The 22,315-nt window shown below is 68.1% G+C and carries 21 protein-coding genes; 6 read left to right on the top strand and 15 right to left on the bottom strand.

Annotation, left to right across the window (positions count from 1 at the left end):
* The first annotated feature begins 46 nt into the window (after positions 1–46).
* A complete protein-coding gene (locus tag DZG09_RS03300; RefSeq protein WP_119696274.1) occupies positions 47–970 on the top strand; it encodes a LysR family transcriptional regulator in 924 nt (307 codons plus the stop codon).
* Here the strand turns inward: DZG09_RS03300 and DZG09_RS03295 are convergent.
* Positions 943–1,860, bottom strand: coding sequence for a LysR family transcriptional regulator ArgP (locus DZG09_RS03295; RefSeq protein ID WP_119696273.1), 918 nt, complete (start codon positions 1,858–1,860; stop codon positions 943–945). The genes DZG09_RS03300 and DZG09_RS03295 overlap by 28 nt on opposite strands.
* Positions 1,861–1,934: 74 nt before the next feature.
* On the opposite strand from DZG09_RS03295, the gene DZG09_RS03290 reads away from it, so the two are divergent.
* Both DZG09_RS03290 and DZG09_RS03285 read left to right on the top strand, forming a co-directional pair.
* On the top strand, positions 1,935–2,693 hold the full coding sequence (locus DZG09_RS03290; protein ID WP_119696272.1) for a LysE/ArgO family amino acid transporter: 759 nt from the start codon (positions 1,935–1,937) through the stop codon (positions 2,691–2,693).
* A gap of 145 nt (positions 2,694–2,838) precedes the next feature.
* Entirely contained in the window at positions 2,839–3,252 is a 414-nt protein-coding gene (locus DZG09_RS03285; RefSeq protein ID WP_119696271.1) for a pyridoxamine 5'-phosphate oxidase family protein, read from the top strand.
* Between the two features lie 153 nt (positions 3,253–3,405).
* Here DZG09_RS03285 and DZG09_RS03280 read toward each other — a convergent pair whose 3' ends face one another.
* From DZG09_RS03280 to DZG09_RS03220, 13 genes are all read right to left on the bottom strand, one after another.
* The gene (locus tag DZG09_RS03280) at positions 3,406–3,846 is read right to left on the bottom strand and encodes a carboxymuconolactone decarboxylase family protein (RefSeq protein WP_119696270.1); all 441 of its coding nucleotides are present in this window, start codon (positions 3,844–3,846) and stop codon (positions 3,406–3,408) included.
* A 25-nt stretch (positions 3,847–3,871) separates the two neighbouring features.
* Complete coding sequence (locus tag DZG09_RS03275) at positions 3,872–4,675, bottom strand: carbon-nitrogen hydrolase family protein (RefSeq protein WP_119696269.1); 804 nt, start codon at positions 4,673–4,675, stop codon at positions 3,872–3,874.
* The gene (locus DZG09_RS03270) at positions 4,672–6,054 is read right to left on the bottom strand and encodes an aminotransferase class III-fold pyridoxal phosphate-dependent enzyme (protein ID WP_240423657.1); all 1,383 of its coding nucleotides are present in this window, start codon (positions 6,052–6,054) and stop codon (positions 4,672–4,674) included. Before DZG09_RS03270 ends, DZG09_RS03275 begins: the two co-directional genes overlap by 4 nt.
* Complete coding sequence (locus DZG09_RS03265) at positions 6,051–6,905, bottom strand: nitrilase-related carbon-nitrogen hydrolase (protein WP_119696268.1); 855 nt, start codon at positions 6,903–6,905, stop codon at positions 6,051–6,053. Before DZG09_RS03265 ends, DZG09_RS03270 begins: the two co-directional genes overlap by 4 nt.
* Complete coding sequence (locus DZG09_RS03260; RefSeq protein WP_240423655.1) at positions 6,905–8,011, bottom strand: ABC transporter substrate-binding protein; 1,107 nt, start codon at positions 8,009–8,011, stop codon at positions 6,905–6,907. Before DZG09_RS03260 ends, DZG09_RS03265 begins: the two co-directional genes overlap by 1 nt.
* 54 nt (positions 8,012–8,065) lie before the next feature.
* Entirely contained in the window at positions 8,066–8,863 is a 798-nt protein-coding gene (locus tag DZG09_RS03255) for an ABC transporter permease (RefSeq protein ID WP_119696266.1), read from the bottom strand.
* Entirely contained in the window at positions 8,860–9,654 is a 795-nt protein-coding gene (locus DZG09_RS03250) for an ABC transporter ATP-binding protein (RefSeq protein ID WP_119696265.1), read from the bottom strand. The genes DZG09_RS03255 and DZG09_RS03250 overlap by 4 nt, the downstream gene beginning before the upstream one ends.
* A complete protein-coding gene (locus DZG09_RS03245; RefSeq protein ID WP_119696264.1) occupies positions 9,651–10,586 on the bottom strand; it encodes an ABC transporter permease in 936 nt (311 codons plus the stop codon). The genes DZG09_RS03250 and DZG09_RS03245 overlap by 4 nt, the downstream gene beginning before the upstream one ends.
* A gap of 142 nt (positions 10,587–10,728) precedes the next feature.
* Positions 10,729–11,490 carry an IclR family transcriptional regulator gene (locus DZG09_RS03240; RefSeq protein WP_119696263.1) on the bottom strand — a complete coding sequence of 254 codons (762 nt, stop codon included), beginning with the start codon at positions 11,488–11,490 and terminating at the stop codon, positions 10,729–10,731.
* Complete coding sequence (locus DZG09_RS03235; protein WP_119696262.1) at positions 11,487–12,494, bottom strand: LLM class flavin-dependent oxidoreductase; 1,008 nt, start codon at positions 12,492–12,494, stop codon at positions 11,487–11,489. The genes DZG09_RS03240 and DZG09_RS03235 overlap by 4 nt, the downstream gene beginning before the upstream one ends.
* Positions 12,491–13,927 (bottom strand): dihydropyrimidinase, encoded by a 1,437-nt coding sequence (gene hydA / locus DZG09_RS03230; protein WP_205529039.1) that lies wholly within the window; start codon positions 13,925–13,927, stop codon positions 12,491–12,493. The genes DZG09_RS03235 and hydA overlap by 4 nt, the downstream gene beginning before the upstream one ends.
* Before the next feature lie 203 nt (positions 13,928–14,130).
* Positions 14,131–15,051: a serine hydrolase gene (locus tag DZG09_RS03225; RefSeq protein WP_240423653.1), complete on the bottom strand. Its 921-nt coding sequence runs from the start codon at positions 15,049–15,051 to the stop codon at positions 14,131–14,133.
* 159 nt (positions 15,052–15,210) lie between these two features.
* Positions 15,211–17,178, bottom strand: a complete 1,968-nt coding sequence (locus tag DZG09_RS03220; protein ID WP_119696259.1) for a M13 family metallopeptidase — start codon at positions 17,176–17,178, stop codon at positions 15,211–15,213.
* Positions 17,179–17,310: 132 nt separating this feature from the next.
* Between DZG09_RS03220 and DZG09_RS03215 the strand changes: the two genes are divergently transcribed.
* Both DZG09_RS03215 and DZG09_RS03210 read left to right on the top strand, forming a co-directional pair.
* Positions 17,311–18,474 (top strand): MarP family serine protease, encoded by a 1,164-nt coding sequence (locus tag DZG09_RS03215; RefSeq protein WP_119696258.1) that lies wholly within the window; start codon positions 17,311–17,313, stop codon positions 18,472–18,474.
* 207 nt (positions 18,475–18,681) lie between these two features.
* Entirely contained in the window at positions 18,682–20,007 is a 1,326-nt protein-coding gene (locus DZG09_RS03210) for an MATE family efflux transporter (protein WP_119696257.1), read from the top strand.
* A gap of 33 nt (positions 20,008–20,040) precedes the next feature.
* On the opposite strand, the gene DZG09_RS03205 is transcribed toward DZG09_RS03210, so the two are convergent.
* Complete coding sequence (locus DZG09_RS03205; RefSeq protein WP_119696256.1) at positions 20,041–20,670, bottom strand: TrmH family RNA methyltransferase; 630 nt, start codon at positions 20,668–20,670, stop codon at positions 20,041–20,043.
* A gap of 203 nt (positions 20,671–20,873) precedes the next feature.
* Between DZG09_RS03205 and DZG09_RS03200 the strand changes: the two genes are divergently transcribed.
* On the top strand, positions 20,874–22,313 hold the full coding sequence (locus DZG09_RS03200; RefSeq protein WP_119696255.1) for an Nramp family divalent metal transporter: 1,440 nt from the start codon (positions 20,874–20,876) through the stop codon (positions 22,311–22,313).
* The last annotated feature ends 2 nt before the right edge of the window (positions 22,314–22,315 follow it).

Raw genomic sequence — 22,315 nt, 5'->3', positions numbered from 1 at the left:
CCATGTGTCCAGCTGATTGTTGTTAACTGTGCTATCAAGTGAGTTAATGGCCGACATCACGCTCCGACAGCTCGAGTACTTCGTGTCGATCGCCGACTCGGGGTCGGTGACCGCCGCGGCCGCGGCGTGCCGGGTCACTCAGGCTGCGGTGAGCACGGCGCTCGCCCAGCTCGAGCGCACCGTCGGGACCCGGCTGGTCATCCGACATCCGGGCCACGGCATCGCGCTGACGACGGAGGGGGTGGCCGTCGCGGCGCACGCACGGAGCGTGATCGACGGCGTCGGTCGAGTGTCGTCGATCGTGTCCGAGACGAGGGGACGCCTCAGCGGGAGACTCTCCATCGGGGTGTACCGGACCCTCTCCCCTCACACGATCCCCGCCCTGATCGAGTGGTTCGGCACCAGGCATCCGGATGTGGACCTGCGATTCATCGAGGGCTCCGGCTCACATGTGCAGGAGGAGGTGATGGCAGGTCGCGCTCAGGTCGCGATCATCTACCGCGCCCAGCTGTCATCCGGATGCGCCGCCACCGTGCTCCGCCGCAGTCGGCGCACGGCCGTGATGAGTCCTGACCACCCGCTCGCCAATCATCCGGATCTGAATCTGCGGGCCCTCGCGGAGCATCCGGCTATCCTGCTCGACGAGGAGCCGGCGCTGAATCGCACCCTGGCGGCCTTCGCCGCAGAGGGCGTCGAGCCGCTCGTGCCGTGGCGGAGTTCGAGCGTCGAGGCGATCCACAACGTCGTCGGCCGAGGGTCGGCCTACTCCATCCTGATGCAGACGCGGTCGCACAGCCCTGAGGGGCGTCCGCTGCTGTTCCGCGAACTCGCGGGGCATGACTTGGACAACCCTGTTGCCGCCGCGCTCCCGCGCGGCCTCACGCCGACCGCGCTCATGGCAGAAGTGCTCACCGCCGTCCGCGAGCACTGGGCCGCGACGGATCAGGCGCTGGGGCGCGGCGACGTCTGAAGGGCCCCCTGCTGCAGCGCCGCGCGAGCGCCGCGCACCACGGACTCCCGAATGGCTGCGAGAGCGGGTGAGGCGATGTTCCACTGCTGCCAGAACAGGGGCTCGGCGATGTCGGGAGCGCCGAGCCGCACGAGCGAGCCGCGCTCCAGCGCCGCGGCCGCCTGCGTCGGCGGGAGCATGCCCCATCCCATGCCGAGCCTGACCGCGGCGGCGTAGTCCTCCGACGCCGGAACGTAGTGCCGCGGCGGCGATTCCGGGTCGACACCGTTCGCGCGCAGCCACTGCGCCTGCAGGTCGTCCGAGCGGTCGAACTCGATCACGGGGGCGGCCGCGATCGAATCGGCCGTCACACCGCGCACGAACCATCTGTCCACGAACCCGGGGGTCGCGAAGGCGACGTACTCCGTCGCCCCGAGCGAGGTGACGGTGCAGCCGGCGATCGGCTGCTCCTGCGAGGTGATGGCGGCCAGCGCCGAACCCGACTCCAGCAGCGCGGCCGTGCGATCCTCGTCCTCACGGAGCAGCTCGAAGGTGACGTCGTGCTCGCGCGTGACGGCCTCCAGCGCCGGCAGCAGCCACAGTGAGAGAGAGTCGGCGTTGACGGCGATCGGCACGTGCATCCGGTCCCGCCGTTCCATGCCCAGCGCGACGGACGCCTCGTGACCGATCACGTCGTACTGCCTGGCCAGCCGCACGATCGTGGTGCCCGCCGAGGTGGGCCGCACGGGGCGCGACCGGATGATCAGAACCCGGCCCAGCTGCGCCTCGAGCGCGCGCAGGCGCTGACTGACGGCAGAGGGCGAGATGCGCAGCCGCCTGGCTGCCGCGTCGAACGACTTCTCATCGACGATCGCGGCCACCGTCTGCGCCAGCTCGGGAGCGATCCACATAAGCGTTGCTTCACCAACTTTCGATTGGCCACATCTGCTTTTGATTCTCGCACGGACGAGCGGAGCATTGCTGGGTGCTCATCGCTCTCCTCGCCGGCTTCGGCCTCTGCCTCTCCCTCATCGTCGCACCCGGCGCGCAGAACGTGTTCCTGCTGCGCGAGGGCATCCGCCATGCGACGAGCAGCCGTCGCCACGCGGTCGTACTGGCGCTGGTGTGCTTCGCCTGCGACATCGTGCTGATCTCGGCGGGCGTCGCCGGCTTCGGCGCCGCGGTCGAAGCGATGCCGTGGCTGTTCGACGCGGCGCGCTGGGCCGGCGTGACGTTCCTCGCCGGCTACGGCCTGTTCGCCGCGTGGCGCGCGGTCCGCGGCGAAGGCGAGGCGATCGACGCGACGGATGGATCGACGCATTCGACCGGCCGTCGATCCGACGGCACCGGCGGGGTTCATCCGGACGGTGTTCAGCACTCGGACGGCGCCCCCACAGCGTCAGGATCGACCGCGACAGCGACGCTCACTGCTGTCGGAACGCGCACGAGCCCGAAGCACGTCCTGCTGCCCGCCGTGCTCACCTGCCTGGCGATCACCTGGCTGAACCCGCACACGTACCTCGACACCGTGCTCATGCTCGGCTCGATCTCGACCGCCTACGGAGACGCGGCCTGGCTGTTCGGTCTCGGAGCGATCGCGGGCAGCGCCGTCTGGTTCGCGTTCCTCACCTTCGCCGCCCGGTTCGCCGCCCGCTGGCTCCGCTCCCCGCGCTCGTGGCGCGTCCTCGACGCGATCATCGCCGTCACCATGCTCGGCCTGGCCTCCGCCCTGGCGCTGGGGTGAGGGCAGACCGTTCCGGCACTGAGGCGACCCTGGTGCTGAACATCACGGTCGTCCGAGTCGGCGATCACAGGGAACGACTCGTCAGCTGAGGTTCGGTCGCGGGCGTCGACGTACGCTGGATGCACCGCCCTCAGAAGGAGTCACCATGCCCCGCACACCGCTGCCCTCCGAGTACCTCGACGCGCTCCGCAAGCCGAACCAGTGCGTCGTCGCGACGATCCGCCCGACCGGCGAGCTGAGCACCGCGGCCACCTGGTACGAGCTCACCGACGACAGCCACATCCTGCTCAACCTCGACGCGACCCGCGCGCGCATGCGGCACATGCGCGAAGACCCGCGCGTCGCGCTGACGATCTTCGCCGCCGACGACTGGTACTCGCACGTGTCGATCTCGGGCGAGGTCGTCGAGTTCCGCAAGGACGAGGGGCTCGTCGACATCGACCGGATCGCCGAGCACTACACCGGCGCTCCATATGCAGACCGCGAGCGCGACAGCTGGAGCGTCGTCATCCGGATCTCGAGCTGGCACGCCTGGCACATGCCGAAGATCTCGGAGTAGCGCGCCGGAGCTCTCGTCTCACGCGGCTCGCTCTTCGCCACCGATCATCCGAATCTCTTCCACTCAGCGCGCCCCGACCTACGGCGTACTCGTCCCCGCCCGGAATCGGACGGCACCGGCATTCCCAGCGGTGCCCGCGTCGAGCGCTGAGACTCAGGCTCCGGTGTCGGAGGTCTCGGCGGCGAACCCCTCCGCGGCGTCGTCACCGAGTTCTTCGCGGATGACCTTTTCGGCAACCCGGAACGCGTCCAGCGCTGCCGGTGCGCCCACGTACATCGCGCACTGCAGGAGAACCTCCTGGATCTCCTCGATGCTCACCCCGTTGCGGAGCGCACCCTTCACGTGCACGCCGAGCTCATGCGACCGACCGAGCGCCGTGAGGATTCCCAGGTTGACCATGCTGCGCTGGCTGCGCTCGAGTCCGGGTCGCGACCAGATCGCCCCCCAGCAGAGCTCCGTGACGTAGTCCTGCACCGGAGCGGAGAAGCCGCTGACCTTGGCCATCGAACGCTCGACGTGCTCGGCGCCGAGCACCTCCTTGCGGATCGCGAGACCCTGTTCGAAGGTCTCTGCGTGGGTTCCTGATGCGAACATGCTGTTCTCCTTCTTCGTTGATCTATCAGCGTGCGTAGAGTTCAGGCCTGCGATCACGCAGGAACGGCCGCTTCCGACGCGCAGCCGCGACTCGATCGAGATCGACATCGGCGATCGCGACGCCCTCGCCGTCATCGATCTGCGCCAACACTTCGCCGTCGGGTCCGTAGATCGCGCTCGTACCGAAGTAGTCCTTCTCGATCTCCTGGCCGGAGCGGTTCGCGCAGACGACGAACATCCCGTTCGCGATGGCGTGCGCCCGAAGCTCGACCTGGAAGACCTCGCGCATGGGCTGACTCGCGCACGCGACGGGAAGGCACAGCACGGCACCGCCATCGAGGGCGACCGTGCGTGCGAGCTCGGGGAAGTGCCGCTCGTAGCAGATGATGGTGCCGATCCGACCCGCCGAGGTGTCCACGGCGGAAGGCGCCTCATCGCCTGGACGGAAGTAGTACTTCTCCGGGAACCCGTTCGAGTACGGCAGGTGCGACTTGCGGTAGACCTGGACCAGCTCACCCCCGGAGTAGGTACACGAGGTGTTGTGGTACACGCCCGGAGTCGTCGAAGCCTCGAAGACGGACGATACGACGGTGATGCCGTGGCGGGCAGCGGCCTCTCTGGCCATCGTGTTCGACGGCCCGTCGAGCGCTTCAGCGAAGGCGAAGTACTCCGGATCGGGCTCCGGCTGCACGAAGGGCACCGCGTACAGCTCGGGAAGGACGACGAGCTCGGCGCCATCGGACGCCGCCACGTCGACCAGCTCCCTCGCTGCGGCGATCGTCTCCTCGACGCTTCGCCCGACGCCGATCTGCACGGCCGCAGCCCTCATGCTGCACCTCCTTCACGGAGCCGCTCATCCGCTGCCCCGATGATCTCGTCGAGGATGCCGAGCGCAAGGTCGACCTCGCCTTCTGTGACGATGAGCGGCGGCGTGAGCCGCAGCACGTTGCTGTTCGCCGACAGATACAGCCCCCTCGCCCAGCCGTCCGCGACGATCCGCTGCATGGGGGCGGCAGCGGGGCCGATCGCGTTGAAGGGAACCAGCGGTGCCTTCGTGTCGCGATCGGCGACGAACTCCACACCGTAGAAGAGGCCCCTGCCGCGCACGTCGCCGATGATCGGATATCGATCGGCGATGGCTCGCAGCCCCGTCTCGAGCTGCGCGCCGCGTTCGCGCACGTTGTCGAGCACACCCTCCTTCTCGATGATCTCGATGGCTGCGACGCCACTCGCGCAGGCCAGCGGATGGCCAGCGTACGTCTGCCCGCCCCAGAACTTGTTCTCGCGCAGCCATTCCGCGGCACGAGAGCCGACGGTCATCGCTCCGAGCGGCACATATCCGGAGTTGAGTCCCTTCGCAGTGCAGAGGATGTCCGGGACGACGTTCCAGTGATCGACGGCGAACCACTCACCGGTCCGCCCGAAACCGGCCATCACTTCGTCGGCGATCAGCATGATCCCGTACCGGTCGCACAGCTCTCGGATCGACGGCAGATATTCGTCCGGCGGCACGAGGAGGCCGTTGGTCCCGGTGATCGGCTCCAAGATGATCGCGGCCACCGTCGACGGATCCTCGTGCTTGAGGATCTCTTCGATGTGAGGCGCGCCTTGGCAGACCGGACACTCAGCCGCGGGCCGCCCGCTCGGCGGCCGATACACGTCAGGGTCCTGCACGCGCACCACGCCGGCGACGTTCTGCCCGCCCGCATTGTGTCTGGGATCACCGGTCACGGCCAGCGCTCCGAGCGTGGCGCCGTGGTACGACCGATACCTGGCGACGACCTTCTGCCGGCCGGTGACGTGCTGGGCGAGCCGAATGGCGTTCTCGTTCGCTTCCGCACCGCCTGTCGTGAACAACGACATGGAGAGGTCACCGGGGGTGACCTCGGCGAGACGTTCGCCGAGCTCGGCCCTCGACCGCACTGCGAAGCCCGGCCCCATGTAGGCCATCTCCCCGACGGCGCGCTGGATGGCCTCGACGAGCCTGGGGTGCTGGTGGCCGAGGTTGAGGTTGACAAGCTGCGACTGGAAGTCGAGATAGCGGGTGCCGTCTGGCGTCCAGAACCACGAGCCTTCGCCTCCCGCGATGGTCGCAGGAGCCGCTTGGCCCTGCTTCGACCAGCTGCGGATCACATGGTCACGGTCGGATGCGAGCGTGCGCTCCGCACTCCAGATGCGATCGATCGCGGGTTCTACGCTGGTGCTCACGACTGCTCCTCTGCAGGGGTATCGATGGTGTACTGATCGGGACGGCGGTCGGCGAGCGGGCGGTTGAAGGGATCGTTGCGACGCGCGGGCCGTGACCCGATCGGATCGATCTCGGCGAGCACCATCCCCACTTCGTCTCCTCCCGTGGCGAGTGGCCAGCCGAAGGGGTCGATGACGATGCTCGAGCCGATGAAGTTCTGCCCGCGCTCCGCACCGACGCGGCTGGCCGCTGCGACATAGAGCTGGTTCTGGTGGGCGCCCGCCATGGTCACGACATGGGCGAGCGGTGGGAGTGCCGGGTCCTGCCGCGGATTCGGCACCCAGTCGCTCGGGGCGAGCACGATGTCCGCCCCGGCGAGCGCGCACGATCGCATGCTCTCCGGGATCCACGCGTCATAGCAGATGATCATCCCCATCCGGCCGAACGGCGTGTCCACGACCGGGAAACCGAGGTCACCGGGGGTGAAGGCATCGGCTTCGGTGTTCCACAGGTGGACCTTGCGGTACAGAGACGCCACTCCGTGCGGGCCGATGAGAACGGAGGAGTTGTACACCTCGCCGTCCTGCCCGAGTTCACTGAACCCTCCGCAGACCCAGACGTCGCGCTCGGCCGCGACCTGCCGCCAAGCGTCGACGGTGGCTCCGCCTTCGAGCGACTGCGCGCTGGCACGCGCCTCGTCCGCGTCGCGGAAGGCCCACCCCGCGGACGCGCACTCCGGGAGGACGACAAGGCTCGCCCCGACATCGGCGGCTTCGGCGACTGCGGTGACTGTCGCGTCCGTGTTGGCCGCGACATCGCCGATCACCGGATCCGTCTGCACACAGGCGACGGTCACCGCAGTCGCCGACATCAGGCCCCGCCCTCGGTGAGCTCGACCTCGGCGCGCCGCCAGTCCGCCCCGACGGTGTCGAGGCCGTCCACGGCGAGCAGCGCAAGCGCCGCCTCGGTGAGGTCGGTGCGGTATCCGTCGGTCGGCTCCTCGGCAAGGACCTCGCCGTCGATCGCGATGTCGATCGTCTGGTCCCACGCCGCCTCGTCCATCACGCCGATCTGATCGCCTGCGGGCCAGATCAGGGCGTTGACCTCATTCATCATCCACTCCTGGTGGGTGGCGCCGAGGGCACTGCCCTGCGCCAGAACGGCCTGAACGCAGGCGTCCGCATCGTCCCGGCAGGAGATCCACCCTTGGTAGGAAGCGGCGAGGAAGCGCGCCGCGATGTCCTCGTTTCCCTCCTCGGCGAGCCATCCGTCTGCGGCGTAGATGCCGTCCTCCAGCGAGGCGAATCCCTCGTCCTGCAGGTTGATGAGGGAGAAGTCGTCCTCCTGATGGAGCTCGCCCGTGTCGGGATCGACGGTCTCCAGGAGCTGGGCGTACTCGTTGTACGTCTTGGCCTGAACGGAGTCGACTTCCCGATTGAGCAGGAGTGACATGTCGAACGGCTGCTGCACGACATCGACGTCCGTGGCCGGGTCCACCCCTGAGGCCTGCAGCGCGGCGTAGAGCACGAGCTCGTTGCCGCTGCCCCAGCTGCCCATGGAGGTGCCCGCGATGTCGTCGAGCGAGTCGATGCCCGTGTCCGCCCAGGCGACCTGGAGATATGCGCCGCGCTCGAAGACCTGGCCGATGTTGACGATATCGGCGCCCTCCGCGCGGGACACCATCGCCTTCGTCACATGGGCGACGGCGAACTCCGCGTTGCCCGAGGCGAGGACTTGCTGTGGAACGACGTTCGTGCCGCCCTCCTGGATGGTCACGTCGAGGCAGCGGTCGGCGTAGTAGCCGTTCTCCTCCGCCGCGTAGTACCCGGCGAACTGTGCCTGCGTGACCCACTGCAGCACGACGGTGACATCGTCGACGGTCTCGCAGCTGTCGTTGATGGCCTCGCCGTCACTCGCGCCGTCCATGCCCACACAGCCTGTGAGCAGGAGCGCGCTGGAGGCAAGGGCCGCGGTCATGCCCCAACTGTGTCGCTTGTGCATGGGAAAGGATCCCCTCTCTTGTCGGGTCGGTCACGACGCTTTGTCGTGACTCCAGGGAGTCGTGAGCCGCTCGATCAGGACCACACCGCCATAGAGCACGAGACCCATCAGGCTGGCGGCGGCGACGGCCGCCCAGGTCTGGTCGAACTGCGATAGGGCGGCGGAGTTGGCGATCAGCACGCCGAGCGCATCGGTCGTGCCTCCGAAGTACTCGGACACGATGATGCCGATCACGGCGAGCGTCGAGCCGATCTTGAGTCCGTCGAACAGGGATGGGAGTGCTCCGGGGATGCGAACCCAGCGCATGGTCTGCATCCCGGCGGCCGAAAGCGAAGTCATCAGCTCGCGGTGCAGCGGATCCACCCGCAGCAGCCCGCGTGCGGTATTCACGAGAACAGGGAAGAACACCATGATGGCGGCCACCGCGATCTTGGACATCAGGTTCGAAGCACCGAACCACTGGTTGAAGATGGGCGCCAGCGCGACGACGGGAGCGCAGCTGAGCACGGCGACGAGTCCGAGCACCGTGAAGGCGGCACGTTCGACGAGGCTGACGAGGAATGCCGCAATCAGACCGAGCACCCCGCCGAGGAGCATTCCACCGAGAACCGAAACACCGGTCATCCGTGCGGCACTGAGGATCACTGCGGCGTCCTCGACGAGCGACCCGCCGATTGCGGTCGGGGCCGGTAGGAGATACGCCGGGATCTCCAGGACGACGACGAAGAGTTGCCAACAGAGCAGGATGACGATGCCGACGACGAGTGGAGGAAGCACCGCCGACCACACCGCTCGTCGCGACGCGCTGACTGCCGAAGCGGAGGTCATGCCGCGGTCCCCTCGGGGGCGAGCACGCCGTGCAGCGCCTCGCGAACGCTCGCCTCGGTGTGGAAGTAGGCGTCCGACATCCGAGTGGCGTCCGTGCGCTCTTCCGGCAGGTCGATGGAGATGCGTTCGGCGATTCGTCCGGGGCGGGGGCTCATCACCACCACTTCGGTGGAGAGAAAGGCGGCTTCGGCGACGGAATGAGTGACGAAGACGATCGTCGTGCCGGTCGAGCGCCAGATGCGCAGCAGTTCGCGCTGCAGGTGCTCACGGTTCATCTCGTCGAGCGCACCGAGGGGCTCGTCCATGAGCAGGACCTGCGGTTGGAACGCGAGCGCCCTGGCGATCGCCACGCGCTGCTGCATTCCCCCGGAGAGCTGGCGAGGGCGGTGATCCTCGAACGCCTCCAGGCGCACGAGCTTGAGCATCTGTCGCGCCCGCTCACTGCGTTCGGCGCGCGACACTCCTTGGACCTGCAGTGGCAGCTCGATGTTGCGGCGCACGGTGCGCCAATCCATCAGCCCTGGCTGTTGGAAGACCATGCCGTACTCCCGGCCCTTCCGCGCCTCGACGGCGGAGTGCCCGTTCACTGCGACGGTTCCGTGTGAAGGCTGGATGAGGTCTCCGATGACGCGCAGCAGCGTGCTCTTGCCGCACCCCGACGGCCCGAGCAGCGAGACGAAGGCGCCCTTGGGGACGTCCAAGTCGATGCCGTCGAGCGCGTGCACGGCGCCGCTGGCGGTGTCGAACACCTGGCTGACGTCGGAGAGTGAGATGGCGGGGGTGGTGGTCATGCGTTCCTCCTGCGCAGCACGATGATCTCGAGCACGGCGATGATCTGGACGAAGAGCACACCGGCGAGCGATGCGACGAGCACCGCGGCGAACAGCGTCTCCGGGGCGTTGGAGTAGAAGTAGGCGGCGCTGAGGATCGCACGGCCGATGCCGCTGCCGGTGCCGGCGGACAGCTCGCCCACGATGGCGCCGATGACCGACGCGGTCGCCGCCAGACGGAGCCCGCTGAACAGCGACGGAACGGCCGCCGGCAGACGCAGCCAGACGAGGGTCTGCCAACGCCTGGCGTTCACCGAGCGCATCAGCTCGACGTGTACGGACTCAGTGGCATTGAGCCCGGTCAGCATGTTCACCGTGACCGGGAAGAATGACAGGTAGGCGGAGATGATCGTCACGGCGACCCAGCTGGGCAGGTCGGCGCGACCGACCCAGATGACGATCACGGGAGCGAGCGCGACGAGCGGGATCGTCTGAGACACGACCAACCACGGCACCACGCCGCGGGCCAGCACGGGGATCTCGCGCAGCGCCACTGCGAGCACGACCCCGATCGCCGCCCCGAGGAGAAGACCATAGCCGGCCTCGCGCATGGTGATACTCGTCTCCTGCAGGAGGTACACGAACAGCGCCTGATCAGAGACAGCCGATGCCGGTGCGCCCAGGGCCTTCAGAATCGACAGGATGTGCGGCATCGCCTGATCGCTCGCAGAGATGGGCAGCGGCAGCCCTGTGCCGGGGATACGGCCGCCGGTGAGCGCGCCGAGAAGCTTGTAGCCCTCCCACAGCAGAGCGGCCGCCAGAACGAATACGACCGTGGCCAGCACGCCGCGCCTGACCGACCGCCAGGTACGAGCGGCACGGCGACGGCGCGGCGCGGGCACTCCAGCGGTCGCCGACAGCGCGGCGGGCCTCGAGCGGACGAGCAGCGTCATGCATCTCCTCGGTTCATCTAGTGAACCGTCGGTTCACTTTTTGGATGAAACGAGTGTGACAAGGAGATGCGTCGAGCACAAGACCGAACCGTTTCGCGCTCGTTACGAGTTCCAGCGCCGTTCGCGCAGCGGCGTCCGACTCTCAGTCGAAGACGGTCTGATTCTGGAGGATCCTGCCGAGACGCTCGGCGGCCGCCGTCAGCGTCGCGACCACGTGGCGTGCATCGAGTTCATCGACACGATAGGTCGGTCCGGAGATCCACAGTGCGTAGCGCACCGCTCCGTCGATCGGAACCGGCACGGCGTACGCTGCCAAGCCGTTCTCCAGTTGGTTGCGCGTGGCGGTGTACCCACGGTCGGCGAGCGCCGCGCGTTCGCGTTCCAGACCCGCCACGTCCAGACCGGGGTCGGTCTCTGCGGCGAGGTGCGCGTGGGCCACGTCGTCCGGGGCGGAGGCGATCAGCACGCGCCCGGTGGACGTCCTGGTGGCGCTGAGCCTCCTCGGGACATCTTTCGGCGCGTGTCCGATGTGATGCGGACCCTGCACCTCACGAAGCACGACGACCCCCGGCGGATCGAGTCTGTCGAGCCCAGCCGTCTCGGAGAGCTCCTTCGCGACGTCGCGGAGCACATCGTCGACGAGCATGCCGATGTCGAGACCGGCGCGGTGCGCACCGATGGTCAGCACGAGGTCGTTGGCCAGGCGAACATGACGCGAGGACGCGTCGGCGGTCAACCATCCCTCGTCTTCGAGCGAACGGATGATCCGGTAGCACGTCGGCTTGGAGATCCCCGTCTCCCTCGCCAGCTCGGACAGGCCGATTCCCTGAGCATGCGCGGCGATCGTGCGCAGAACGTGCACCGTCTTCTGGACGAGCCCGCTCTCTTTTCGCGACTCGGTCACCTCAACCCCTTCGCCACGGCCTCGATCGTACCCAGCTTGTCATCACCGAGCGGGTTCAGCACGGTGACACGGACGCCGGCGCGATGGTAGGCCTCGAGCTGCGCGAGCACATCGTCCGTGGTGCCCGCCGCAGCTACGCGAAGCACGGCCTCATCCGGCACGTGCACCATGGCACGGCTTATGTCGTCCGGAGTGGCCGGCCATCCGGCGACTTCCTGGATCCGCGCCACCACTTCACGGTCGACGCCGGCGTGCTCGGCGATATGCGGCTGCTGCATGAGATACATCGTGAGGAAGTGCCTGCACGCGTCGATCGCCCTGCGCGGGTCCTCATCATCGACCGACACCGCGATCGTCTGGGTGATGTCGATCTCGCCGACGCCGTCCGTCCGCTTGGCGATGCCCTTCCCGATCTGTGCGTTGGCGAAATCGAGATACGACACCGGAAGCAGGAAATCCAGATATACGCCATCCATCACCTCGCCGGCGAGCTCGAGCATGCGCGGGCCGACGGCGCCGGCGTAGATCGGAATGTTCACAGGTGCGTTCTCGGCATACATGCGATCGAAGCGCACTCCGTCCATCTGCACGAACTGGCCGTCGACCGTCACCTCCTCATTGCGGAAGAAGCGCTGCAGCACGTCGACGTACTCGCGCATCGACGCGACGGGCTTGCGCAGCGGTGTGCCGACCTTGCTGGCCAGGGGCTCCCACCAGGCTCCGACACCGAGGATGATCCTCTCCGGAGCGATCTCATCGAGCGTCTTGAAGGTGACCGCCATGAGCGCCGCATTCCGAGACTTGTTGTTCACGACGCCGGAGCCGATCCGCACAGTCTCGGTGCGATCAGCCAGCAGTGCCATGATCGTCGCGGCATCGCGTGTGAGTCGGCCCTCCGCAACCCAGAGGGAGTCGAAGCCGTTCTCCTCTGCGATATCCGCTGCCCGCATCGTCTCGGCCAGAGTGAAACGCTCACCGAGGTGGATACCGAGTTTCAGAGTCATGTGCCGCTCCTTGTACTGGTCGTGTGGGGTGCGCGCCGGGAGCGACGCAGGTAGCGGCCGCGTCCAGGAAGAGCACCGGTCGGTTCACCGTCGACTGCGAGGGTCGTTCCACGTCCCAACACCACGCGGGGCACGCCGGTGACTTCGAGGCCCTCGTAGACGCAGTAGTCCGAGCGGCTGTGCAGAGTGGCGGCCCTCAGCACTCTGGTGGCGTCGGGGTCCCAGATGACGATGTCGGCATCAGATCCTGGAACGATCGCCCCTTTGCCTGTGAGCCCGAAGGTCCGCGCCGGGGCGGCAGAGGTGAGTTCGACGAATCGCGTCATCCGCATTCCGCGGGCCACGACACCATGGTGATGCATGACCATGAGCCGCTCCTCTACGCCGGGCACACCGTTCGGGGTGCGAGTGAAGTCGCCGCCGCCCGCGCCCTTCTGCGGCGGAAGGTCCGGTTGCTCGCCGAGCGTGAAGGCGGCATGATCGGTGCCGATCGTCGAGATCGTGCCGTCCTGGACCGCGCGCCAGAGCGGCTCCTGATTCGCCCTCTCCCTGATCGGCGGAGAACAGACATAGCCGGCAGCGAGCGCTCCCCTGACCTCCGGCGCATCGCTCGCGGCGACGAGGTACTGCGGGCAGGTCTCGGCCACCACCGAGGCCCCTGCGCGCTGATGGTCGCGGAGAACTTCGATCGCCTCCGCGGCCGAGACGTGCACGATGAACAGCGGCGTGCCCGCCTGCCGCGCAAGGCGGATAGCACGGTCGACGGCCTCCGCCTCCGAATCAGCCGGATGCGCGTGCACGTGATCTTCGACCGCTGTGCGGCCGCTCGCAACCAGGCGTTCGGTGGCGTCGGCGACCATGTGGCCGTTCTCCGCGTGCACCATCGGCAGCACGCCCAGCTCGGCGCACCGACGGAAGCCGCGCAGGAGCACTCCGTCGTCGACCATCGAACCCGCATATGCCATGAAGAACTTCCAACTGGCCGCCCCATCGCGCTCCGCGAGCCGCGAAAGCTGGTCGAAGGAATCGTCCTCCCCGGCCCAACTCGGCACCATCGGGTGCAGACCGAAATCAACGGCCATCGCGGACTCAGCACGTTCGCGCCGCTCGAGGAAGGCCTGTTCGATTCCTGTCCCCACGGGTGCGCGGACGAAGTCGACGACGCTTGTCGTCCCGCCGACGGCCGCAGCGACCGATCCGGACGCGAAGTCGTCCGCCGTGCGTGTGGCACGGCTCGCGACGATGTGTTCGAAGTGCGTATGCGTGTCGATACCGCCGGGAATGACGTATGCACCGCCCGCGTCGACGACGTCTGCCCCTTCGGCGTCGATGTCCGTGCCGACGCAGGAAATACGTTCGTCGACGATGAGCACATCGGCTCGGAACTCGTCGGACGCCGACACCACCGTTCCGCCGCGTATGATCTTCCGCACAGGCAGGGCCCCATTTCACTCAGTGGACTGACGGTCCGCTCAGTGTACTCATGTCGGAAAACCGCACATTGCAAGCAGGTTGCGCTCGTGCAACGTGAAGAGCTGCCGAGCAGCCATGCGCGGCGCAGCCCGGTCAGCCACGAGCGAGAGATCCTCGTACTCGGCTCGGATGCCCTCCACCCATCGCCGCAGAACAGGGAGCGTCAGTGCACGTTCTCCATCAGCTCGGTGCCGAGCGTGCGGAAGGCGTGGTGCGCGCGGTCGCGGTGCAGCGGGGACACGTCGTCGAAGCACACCGTGAGCGCATAGGCGAGGCCGAAGCGCGGACCCGCGATCACACCCGCTTCGGCGCGCACGCCGGTGTCGTCGTACGCCGTGCGATTGAGGAACAGCAGGCCGTGCGCGTCGTCGTCGTGGCCGAAGGCACGCAGGTTCGTCGCAGCGCCGACGAGACTCAGATCCTGCCCGATCGTGAGCCATTCCGACACCTGTGCACTGACCGCGGGGTTCACGGCCCGGCCTCCGACGAGGTCGCTCATCAGCGTGGCGTACTCGCGGGTCGTTCCGAGCGATACGTGCGGCGCGTCATCCGGCCCCCGTTCGTCCCGCACGCGGTCGAGGACGGCCGACCTGCGCATGCCGAGATCTACCATTCGCCGCGTGATCGCCTCGATGCCTGTGGCTCCCAGCAGTGCGTTCGTCGCGAACGCATCTCCCTGCGCGGCGGTCAGCACCGCGAGGTCGGCCAACGAAAGCTCTGGAACTGCGAGGTGACGCCAGATTCCAGAGACCGACACCGGCTCGAGGTCGTCGCGCCGCACCAGTCGGGCAGGGTCGAGGGTGCCTGCGTCGAAGCCTGCCGACGTCTCGATGAGGAGCGGGATCACCCCGAGCCCGCCGACCGGCAAGGTCACGAAATCATCGCCGGTCAGGACCGTCGACCCGCGGTCGAGGTCGGCGATGTGCACAGACACCTGCGCACCGGCCACGGCGAGACCCTCCAGCGCGGCGAGGGTGAGCGGAAACCCCGGTCGGCGGTCGGTGCGGCGACGTGACGTGCGAGAGCCCGAGTGGCGCCTCTGGCGGCGAGTGGCGACGATCGACTGGTCGGGGTCGGGGACCACAGGGCTCTCCAGGGCACTCGGAATCGGACAGTGGCGCGCTGGCTCCCCGGGGAGTCTCCTCCCGCCCCTACAACGCGATTGCGCACATCATGCACGCCATCACACAGAGCTACAGCCTAGGCGCCTTCCCTTTGCATGAACAGAGTGCCCGGGCATCCGTCACCAGATCGTCACCCGGTCGACTTCAGGGAGCCACAGCGCATCCCCCTCGGCGACGCCGAACGCCTCGTAGAACGCGTCGATGTTGCGCACGATCTGATTGCAGCGGAACTCATTCGGCGAGTGCGGATCGATCGCCAGCAGTCGGATCGCCTCGGCATCGCGCGATTTCTGCTGCCACACCTGCGCCCACGACAGGAACACGCGCTTCAGGCCGTCGAGGCCATCGATCTCGCCGGGCTCACCAGCCTCACCTTTCTCGACCGCGATCGAGTATGCCTTCAGCGCAATACCGAGACCACCGAGGTCTCCGATGTTCTCACCGATGGTGAGCGCACCGTTGACATGATGCGTCTCGGCATCGAGACCGACGGGTGTGAGGCTGTCGAACTGAGCGATCAGCGATGCGGTGCGCTTCTCGAACGCCTCGCGGTCCGCCTCGGTCCACCAGTTCCGCAGCGCACCCGTGCCGTCGTACTGCGACCCCTGGTCGTCGAACCCATGGCCGATCTCGTGCCCGATCACGGCGCCGATGCCGCCGTAGTTCGCCGCAGGGTCACGCTCCGCATCGAAGAACGGGTACTGCAGGATGGCCGCGGGGAAGACGACCTCGTTCTGCAGCGGGTGGTAGTACGCATTCACTGTCTGCGGGCTCATCAGCCATTCGTCGCGATCGATCGGCTGCCCGATCTTGCGCATCTGCCTATCGTGCTCGAACCTGCCAGCGGCCGCCGCATTGCCCACGAGATCGCCCGCGTCGACCGCAAGCGCCGAGAAGTCGCGCCAGACATCCGGATGGCCGATCTTCGGCGTGAACTGATCGAGCTTCTCGAGTGCACGCTCACGGGTCTCGGGGCTCATCCATTCGAGCGCCGTGATGCTCTGCCGGTACGCCTCGACGAGGTTCTTCACGAGTGTGTCGATCTCGGCCTTCGCCTGCGGCGGGAAGTGGCGTTCGACGTAGATCTTGCCTACGGCCTCGCCCATGGCACCCTCCACGAAGCCGACCCCGCGCTTCCAGCGCTCGCGGATCTGAGGCACACCGGTGAGCACCGTGCCGTAGAAGCCGAAGTTCTCATTCACGAACTCGTCGGTCAGGTACGCCGCCGCTCCGCGCACGACCGCGTAGCGCAGCCATGCCTTCCAGTCGTCGAGCCGCTCCTCGACCAGCATCGACCCCAGACCCGTGACGAACGAGGGCTGGTTCACCACGATCTCGGCGAACGCGTCGGCGTCCGGCACAACCTCGTCGCGCCACGGTTCGAGGTCGGCTCCCGCAAGCTCCTGCACCTCGGCCCAGGTCTTGAGGTTGTACGTCGCCACCGCGTCACGGCTGGCGACGTTGTCCCAGTGGTGCCCGGCCAGCTCGGCCTCGAGCGCCACCAGCCTGTCGGCCTGATCAGCGGCACCGTCGATGCCGGCGAGCGCCAGCATCCGCTCCACGTGGGAACGGAACGCGTCGCGCACCTCGGCGAACTGCTCTTCGCGGTAGTACTGCTCGTCGGGCAGCGACAGGCCGGCCTGCGCGACGAACGGAACAGCGCGCTGCGGGTCGCCGGGATCGGGCTCGACGTACAGGCCGAAGACGCTCGCGACGCCTTCGCGATCGAGCTTGCCGACGAATCGGAGGAACGAGGGGATGTCGGCGAGCTCATCGATCGCCGCGAAGCGCGATCGCAGCGGCTCTGCGCCGAGCGCGTTGATCCGGTCGACGTCCATGAAGCTCGAGTAGAGGTCGCCGATCTTGCGCGCCTGACTGCCGGGCTCCGCCTCGCGCATCTCCTCGACGATCGCGCGCACATCGGCCTCGGCGCGCTCCGCGAGCGCATGGAACGAACCCCACCTCGCCTTGTCGTCGGGGATCTCGGTGCGTTCGATCCATCTGCCGTTCACATGACGGAAGAGGTCGTCCTGCACACGGATATCGGAGTTCAGTTCGTCGACGACGATGCCAGAGGGAAGAGCCATGGACCCATCGTATTGACCCTGTCCGACATCCGGGCGAACGGTCCGGACGTCGGTCGTGCCTGGCACCGTGACCCGTGGTTCACCGCTGGCGCAGAGGAACGACCCGTAGCGTGATCGCAGATCGGAGGCCGCATGATCATCGTCGACGTCATCATCGTCGTGCTGGTGCTGTTCGCCCTGCTCGGCGGGTTCCGGGTCGGACTGTTCGCCAGCATCGGATGGTGGGCGGGGCTGGCCGCAGGCGCGATCGCGGCTCCATGGGTCGTTCCGCTGGTGAGCTCGCTCGTCACGGCGCGCGAGTGGCGCGGGGTCGCCGTCGTCGGCACGGTCGTCGCGCTGCTCGCGATCGGCGCGGGCATCGGCGCCGCCATCGGGTCGATCGTTCGGCGCGGCGCCGACAGGATCAAGCTCCGCTTCTTCGAGCGCCTGACCGGCGGGCTGCTCGCCGCCGCCGCGACCTCGGTCGTGCTCGTCACCGTCGGCTCGGCGATCGCCTCGGCCGGCGTACCCGTCGTCTCCTCCTCCATCGCGTCGTCGACGGTGCTGCGCACGATCGAGCGGTACACGCCGGAACCGGTGATCGAAGCCTTCGCCAAACTGCGCTCGGTGGTCGTCGATGATGCGCTTCCCGCCCTCGGCGGCGTGATCGCAGAGGGCACCGAGGTGCCGACGACCGACATCGATACGGGCAGCGCCGCCCTCGACGAGGCGGCAGCCTCCGTCGCGCGCATCTCCGGCGTCGCCTACTCGTGCGGCACCGGCGCGACCGGGACGGGCTTCGTCGCCGACGACGATCTCATCGTCACCAACGCCCACGTCGTCGCCGGGGCCGACACGGTCATGGTCGAGCTTCCGAACGAGCCGGCCGTCGACGGAGTCGTCGTGTACTTCGACCCGATCGACGACCTCGCACTGATCTCCGCCGACGTCGAGGCCGTACCGCTCGACATCGTCGCCCCCGTCGGCGTCGACGCCGAGGGCGCCGTGCAGGGGTATCCGTACGGCGGGCCGTTCACGGCGTCGCCTTCGACCGTGATGAACGTGGCGGACATGCCCGTCAACGACATCTACGAGGGGCAGCGCAACGCGCGCGAGGTGTACACCCTCGCCGCCGAGGTGCGACCGGGCAACTCCGGCGGGCCGCTGCTCACCGCCGACGGCGATGTCGCAGGGGTCGTCTTCGCCCGCGACGAGGGCAACGATCGCATCGGCTACGCCATGACGACGACCGAGCTCATACCAGCACTCGGCGGCGCGGGCTCCGAGCCCGTCTCGACGGGCGCCTGCACCTCATAGCGGAGACCGGCGGGCGAGAGACCATCCGGATGATTCGGCCGCGACCCACAGCTGGTCCGAGACGAGCAGAACTGCGCGAGATCCGGCCGCATCGGGGCAGATGACCTTCGTACCGGCACGCTCCCCTCACTCCGGTGCACACCGCGTCATCGACCGCCGCAGGCCCCGACGGACGCCGGACGCCCTCACGCCGAATACGCTCGTGGGGTGACCGACTCGCCTCGCACGCTCAACCGCCGCATCCTGGCGCTGGCCGTGCCCGCGCTGGGAGCGCTCATCGCCGAGCCGATCTTCCTCATCGTCGACTCGGCGATGGTCGGGCATCTCGGCATCACACCGCTCGCGGGGCTCGGCATCGGCGGTGCCGTGCTCCAGACCGTGGTCGGGCTGATGGTGTTCCTCGCGTATTCGACGACGCCCGCGGTCGCGCGTCGCGTCGGGGCGGGCGACGTTCCCGGCGCCGTGACGGCCGGCATCAACGGCATGTGGCTGGCGCTGGCGATCGGAGCGGTGCTGTCGGTCGCCGGCTATCTCGCCACTCCGCTGCTGGTGGCGGCGTTCGGTGCGCCGGACGAGGTCGGGGCGTCGGCGGCGACCTACCTCGGCATCTCGATGTGGGGGCTGCCGGCCATGCTGATCGTGTTCGCAGCGACCGGCCTGCTGCGCGGTCTGCAGGACACAGTCACGCCGCTGTGGATCGCGGTGCTGGGCTTCGCCGCGAATGCCGGGCTGAACTGGGTGTTCATGTACGGCCTCGACTGGGGCATCGCGGGATCGGCGATGGGAACGGTCGTCGCACAGTGGGGCATGGTGGCCGTGTACGTCGCCATCGTCGCGCGCCTCGCGCGCAGACACAGCGCCGCGATCGCCCCGCAGCCCGGCGCCGTGCGCAGCTCGGCGCGCTCGGGCGGCTGGCTGTTCCTGCGCACCGTCAGTCTGCGGGCGAGCCTGCTGCTCACGGTCGGGGTGGCGACCATGCTCGGCACCGACGAGCTGGCGGGGTGGCAGATCGTCTTCACGATCTCGTCGACCGCCGCCTTCGCGATGGACGCGCTTGCGATCGCCGCCCAGGCGCTCATCGGCAAGTCCCTCGGCGAAGGCGACGAACGCCATGTGCGACAGGTGGTGCGGCGCACGCTGGCGTGGGGCGCGTGGTTCGGCGTGCTGTGCGGCGCAGTGATCGCTGCGACCAGCGGCGTGATCGGCCTGCTGTTCACCGGAGACGAGGAAGTGGCGCGCCTTCTGGTGCCCGCGCTCGTCCTGATGGGCATCACGCAGCCGCTCGCAGGACTCGTATACGTGCTCGACGGCGTGCTGATGGGTGCGAACGACGCGCGCTATCTCGCCATCGTCGGGGCGATCAATCTGGTCCCCTTCGTGCCGTACCTCGCCCTGCTGGCGTGGCTGATGCCATCCGGATCCTGGGGTCTGGCGGCCCTCGCAGCGGGATTCTTCGTCATCCTGATGGGCATGCGGTTCGTGACGCTGGCGCGGCGCATCAGAGGCCAGGAGTGGCTGCAGCAGGAAGCGTGATCCGCGCTCCGCACAGCGGGTGCCTCCGGCGGGCTACGCCCACCTCCGACACCATTCGTACATGACGACGGCACCGGCGGCCGACGCGTTGATCGAGCGGGTCGAGCCGTACTGCGCGATCTCGATGCGGCTGGTCGCCGCGGCGAGCGCCTCGTCGCTCACGCCAGGCCCCTCCTGTCCGAACAGGAACACACAGCGCTCGGGCAGTTCCGCCACGTCGACCGGAACGGCGTCCCCGACATTGTCGACCGCGACGATCGGCAGTCCCTCGCCCTCACACCACTCACGGAACGAAGCGACATCCGGATGATGGATCACGTGCTGGTAGCGATCGGTGACCATCGCGCCTCGTCGGTTCCAGCGCCTGCGCCCGATGATGTGCACCGTGTCGGCGAGGAACGCATTGGCGCTGCGCACGATCGAGCCGATGTTCATGTCGTGCTGCCAGTTCTCGATGGCGACGTGGAACCCGTGTCGCTTCGTGTCGAGGTCGGCGATGATCGCGTCCATCCGCCAGTACCGGTACCGGTCGACGACATTGCGCGAATCGCCGTCGCGCAACAGCTCGGGATCGTACTGATCGCCGGTCGGCCGCTCCCCCTGCCACGGGCCGACGCCGTGCGTCGGCGTCTCGTTGCCGGGGTCTGAGGCTGCGTCTGTCACCCATCGAGGGTAGCGGGGCGGCGCCGCGCATGGCTCAACAGAAGGCGCGTTCTCGGCCAGACGATGTTCGCCAGTGCGCGATCCGTTATCGCATGCGCGGCACCTCGCACACCGGGCACTCCCGGCATCCGCGCAGACAAACAGATGAACCTCAGTGCAGAAGCAGTTTTTCGGTGCACCTAAAACTCTGGCACACTAGCCGGATGGAGCGCCGCACACACACAGGAAACGCGCGTCTCATCGCACTGCTCGGTCCCGCGCTGGTCGCAGGCGTCGCCTATCTCGACCCCGGCAACGTCGCCGTCAACATGTCGGCCGGTGCCCAGTTCGGGTACCTGCTGGTGTGGGTCGTCGTGCTCGCCAACGGGATGGCGTGGCTGATCCAGTACCTCTCGGCCAAGCTCGGCGTCGTCACCGGGCAGAGCCTCGCGCAGACGCTCGGGAGGCGCATCCGGAACCCGTGGGCCCGCCGTGCGTACTGGCTGCAGGCGGAGCTGATCGCGATGGCCACCGATATCGCCGAGATCATCGGGGGCGCGGTCGCCCTCTGGCTGCTGTTCGACATTCCCCTGCTGGTCGGCGGGCTCATCACGGGCGCCGTATCGATGGTGCTGCTGGCCGTGAAGTCGCGCAGCGGGGCGCGACCCTTCGAGGCGGTGATCATCGCCCTGCTCGCGATCATCTCGCTCGGGTTCACCGTCGGGCTGTTCATCGGGCCGCCCGATCCGGCTGAGGCGGCATCCGGGCTGCTCCCCCGCTTCGAGGGAACGCAGTCGGTGCTGCTGGCGGCGTCGATACTCGGCGCCACTGTGATGCCCCACGCCATCTACGCGCACAGCGCGCTCGCCCGCGATCGCTTCGGCGGCGATGTGGCCGCGGCCCCCGCGTCCACGGCGGTTCCGAGCCGCGGCACAATCCCCGAACCGCGGCAGAATCACCACGAGATCGCCGCATCTCAGCGAAAAGGCCGCGGCTCAGAGACTCCAACGCCGGATGGCCCGGCCGCCGCGCTCGAAGAGCACTCCACAGACCCGCCCCATCGCGCCGGGATCCTCTCTGCCGCCGCCGCGCTCGCCCCTCGGCCCCACCTCATCCGGCGCCTGCTGCGCGCGACCCGCCTCGACGTGACGATCGCGCTTGTGATCGCCGGCACGGTCAACCTCGCGATCCTGCTCCTCGGCGCGGCGAATCTGCCGGGCGTGGAGGGCACCGACTCGCTCGAGGGCGCGCACGCCGCACTGAGCGCGGGGCTCGGCCCGGTGATCGCGACGCTGTTCGCCGTCGGCCTGCTCGCCAGCGGGCTCGCGTCGACCTCTGTCGGCGCATACGCGGGCGCTGAGATCATGCAGGGACTGCTGCGCATCCGACTGCCGCTTCTCGCGCGACGCCTCATCACACTCATCCCGGCGATCGTGATCCTCACCGTCGGCTTCGATCCGACCCAGGCGCTCGTGCTCAGCCAGGTGGTGCTGTCGTTCGGCATCCCATTCGCGCTGATCCCGCTCGTCGTGCTCACCGCGCAGCGGCGCACGCTCGGCGAACACCGCAATCGCTGGTGGACCACCGCACTCGGTTGGGCGTCGAGCGCCTTCCTGATCGCGCTGAACGTCGTACTGCTGGTGCTCACCTTCGCGGGGGCGTGACC

Origin of the sequence: Microbacterium halotolerans (genome assembly GCF_003569805.1) — a bacterium.
Classification (GTDB): domain Bacteria; phylum Actinomycetota; class Actinomycetes; order Actinomycetales; family Microbacteriaceae; genus Microbacterium; species Microbacterium halotolerans.
The sequence above is the reverse complement of the archived record's forward strand: the minus strand, read 5'-3'. Positions and strand labels throughout refer to the sequence as shown.

What these genes read in the sequence shown, in the direction of transcription:
- DZG09_RS03200 (WP_119696255.1), top strand. Translation starts at nt 20,874, where the DNA reads ATGGAGCGCCGCACACACACAGGAAACGCGCGTCTCATCGCACTGCTC.
- DZG09_RS03265 (WP_119696268.1), bottom strand. Translation starts at nt 6,905, where the DNA reads ATGTCGGCGACTGCGGTGACCGTCGCCTGTGTGCAGACGGATCCGGTG.
- DZG09_RS03235 (WP_119696262.1), bottom strand. Translation starts at nt 12,494, where the DNA reads ATGACTCTGAAACTCGGTATCCACCTCGGTGAGCGTTTCACTCTGGCC.
- DZG09_RS03300 (WP_119696274.1), top strand. Translation starts at nt 47, where the DNA reads ATGGCCGACATCACGCTCCGACAGCTCGAGTACTTCGTGTCGATCGCC.
- DZG09_RS03285 (WP_119696271.1), top strand. Translation starts at nt 2,839, where the DNA reads ATGCCCCGCACACCGCTGCCCTCCGAGTACCTCGACGCGCTCCGCAAG.
- DZG09_RS03295 (WP_119696273.1), bottom strand. Translation starts at nt 1,860, where the DNA reads ATGTGGATCGCTCCCGAGCTGGCGCAGACGGTGGCCGCGATCGTCGAT.
- DZG09_RS03275 (WP_119696269.1), bottom strand. Translation starts at nt 4,675, where the DNA reads ATGAGGGCTGCGGCCGTGCAGATCGGCGTCGGGCGAAGCGTCGAGGAG.
- DZG09_RS03260 (WP_240423655.1), bottom strand. Translation starts at nt 8,011, where the DNA reads ATGACCGCGGCCCTTGCCTCCAGCGCGCTCCTGCTCACAGGCTGTGTG.
- DZG09_RS03220 (WP_119696259.1), bottom strand. Translation starts at nt 17,178, where the DNA reads ATGGCTCTTCCCTCTGGCATCGTCGTCGACGAACTGAACTCCGATATC.
- DZG09_RS03245 (WP_119696264.1), bottom strand. Translation starts at nt 10,586, where the DNA reads ATGACGCTGCTCGTCCGCTCGAGGCCCGCCGCGCTGTCGGCGACCGCT.
- DZG09_RS03215 (WP_119696258.1), top strand. Translation starts at nt 17,311, where the DNA reads ATGATCATCGTCGACGTCATCATCGTCGTGCTGGTGCTGTTCGCCCTG.
- DZG09_RS03280 (WP_119696270.1), bottom strand. Translation starts at nt 3,846, where the DNA reads ATGTTCGCATCAGGAACCCACGCAGAGACCTTCGAACAGGGTCTCGCG.
- DZG09_RS03250 (WP_119696265.1), bottom strand. Translation starts at nt 9,654, where the DNA reads ATGACCACCACCCCCGCCATCTCACTCTCCGACGTCAGCCAGGTGTTC.
- DZG09_RS03255 (WP_119696266.1), bottom strand. Translation starts at nt 8,863, where the DNA reads ATGACCTCCGCTTCGGCAGTCAGCGCGTCGCGACGAGCGGTGTGGTCG.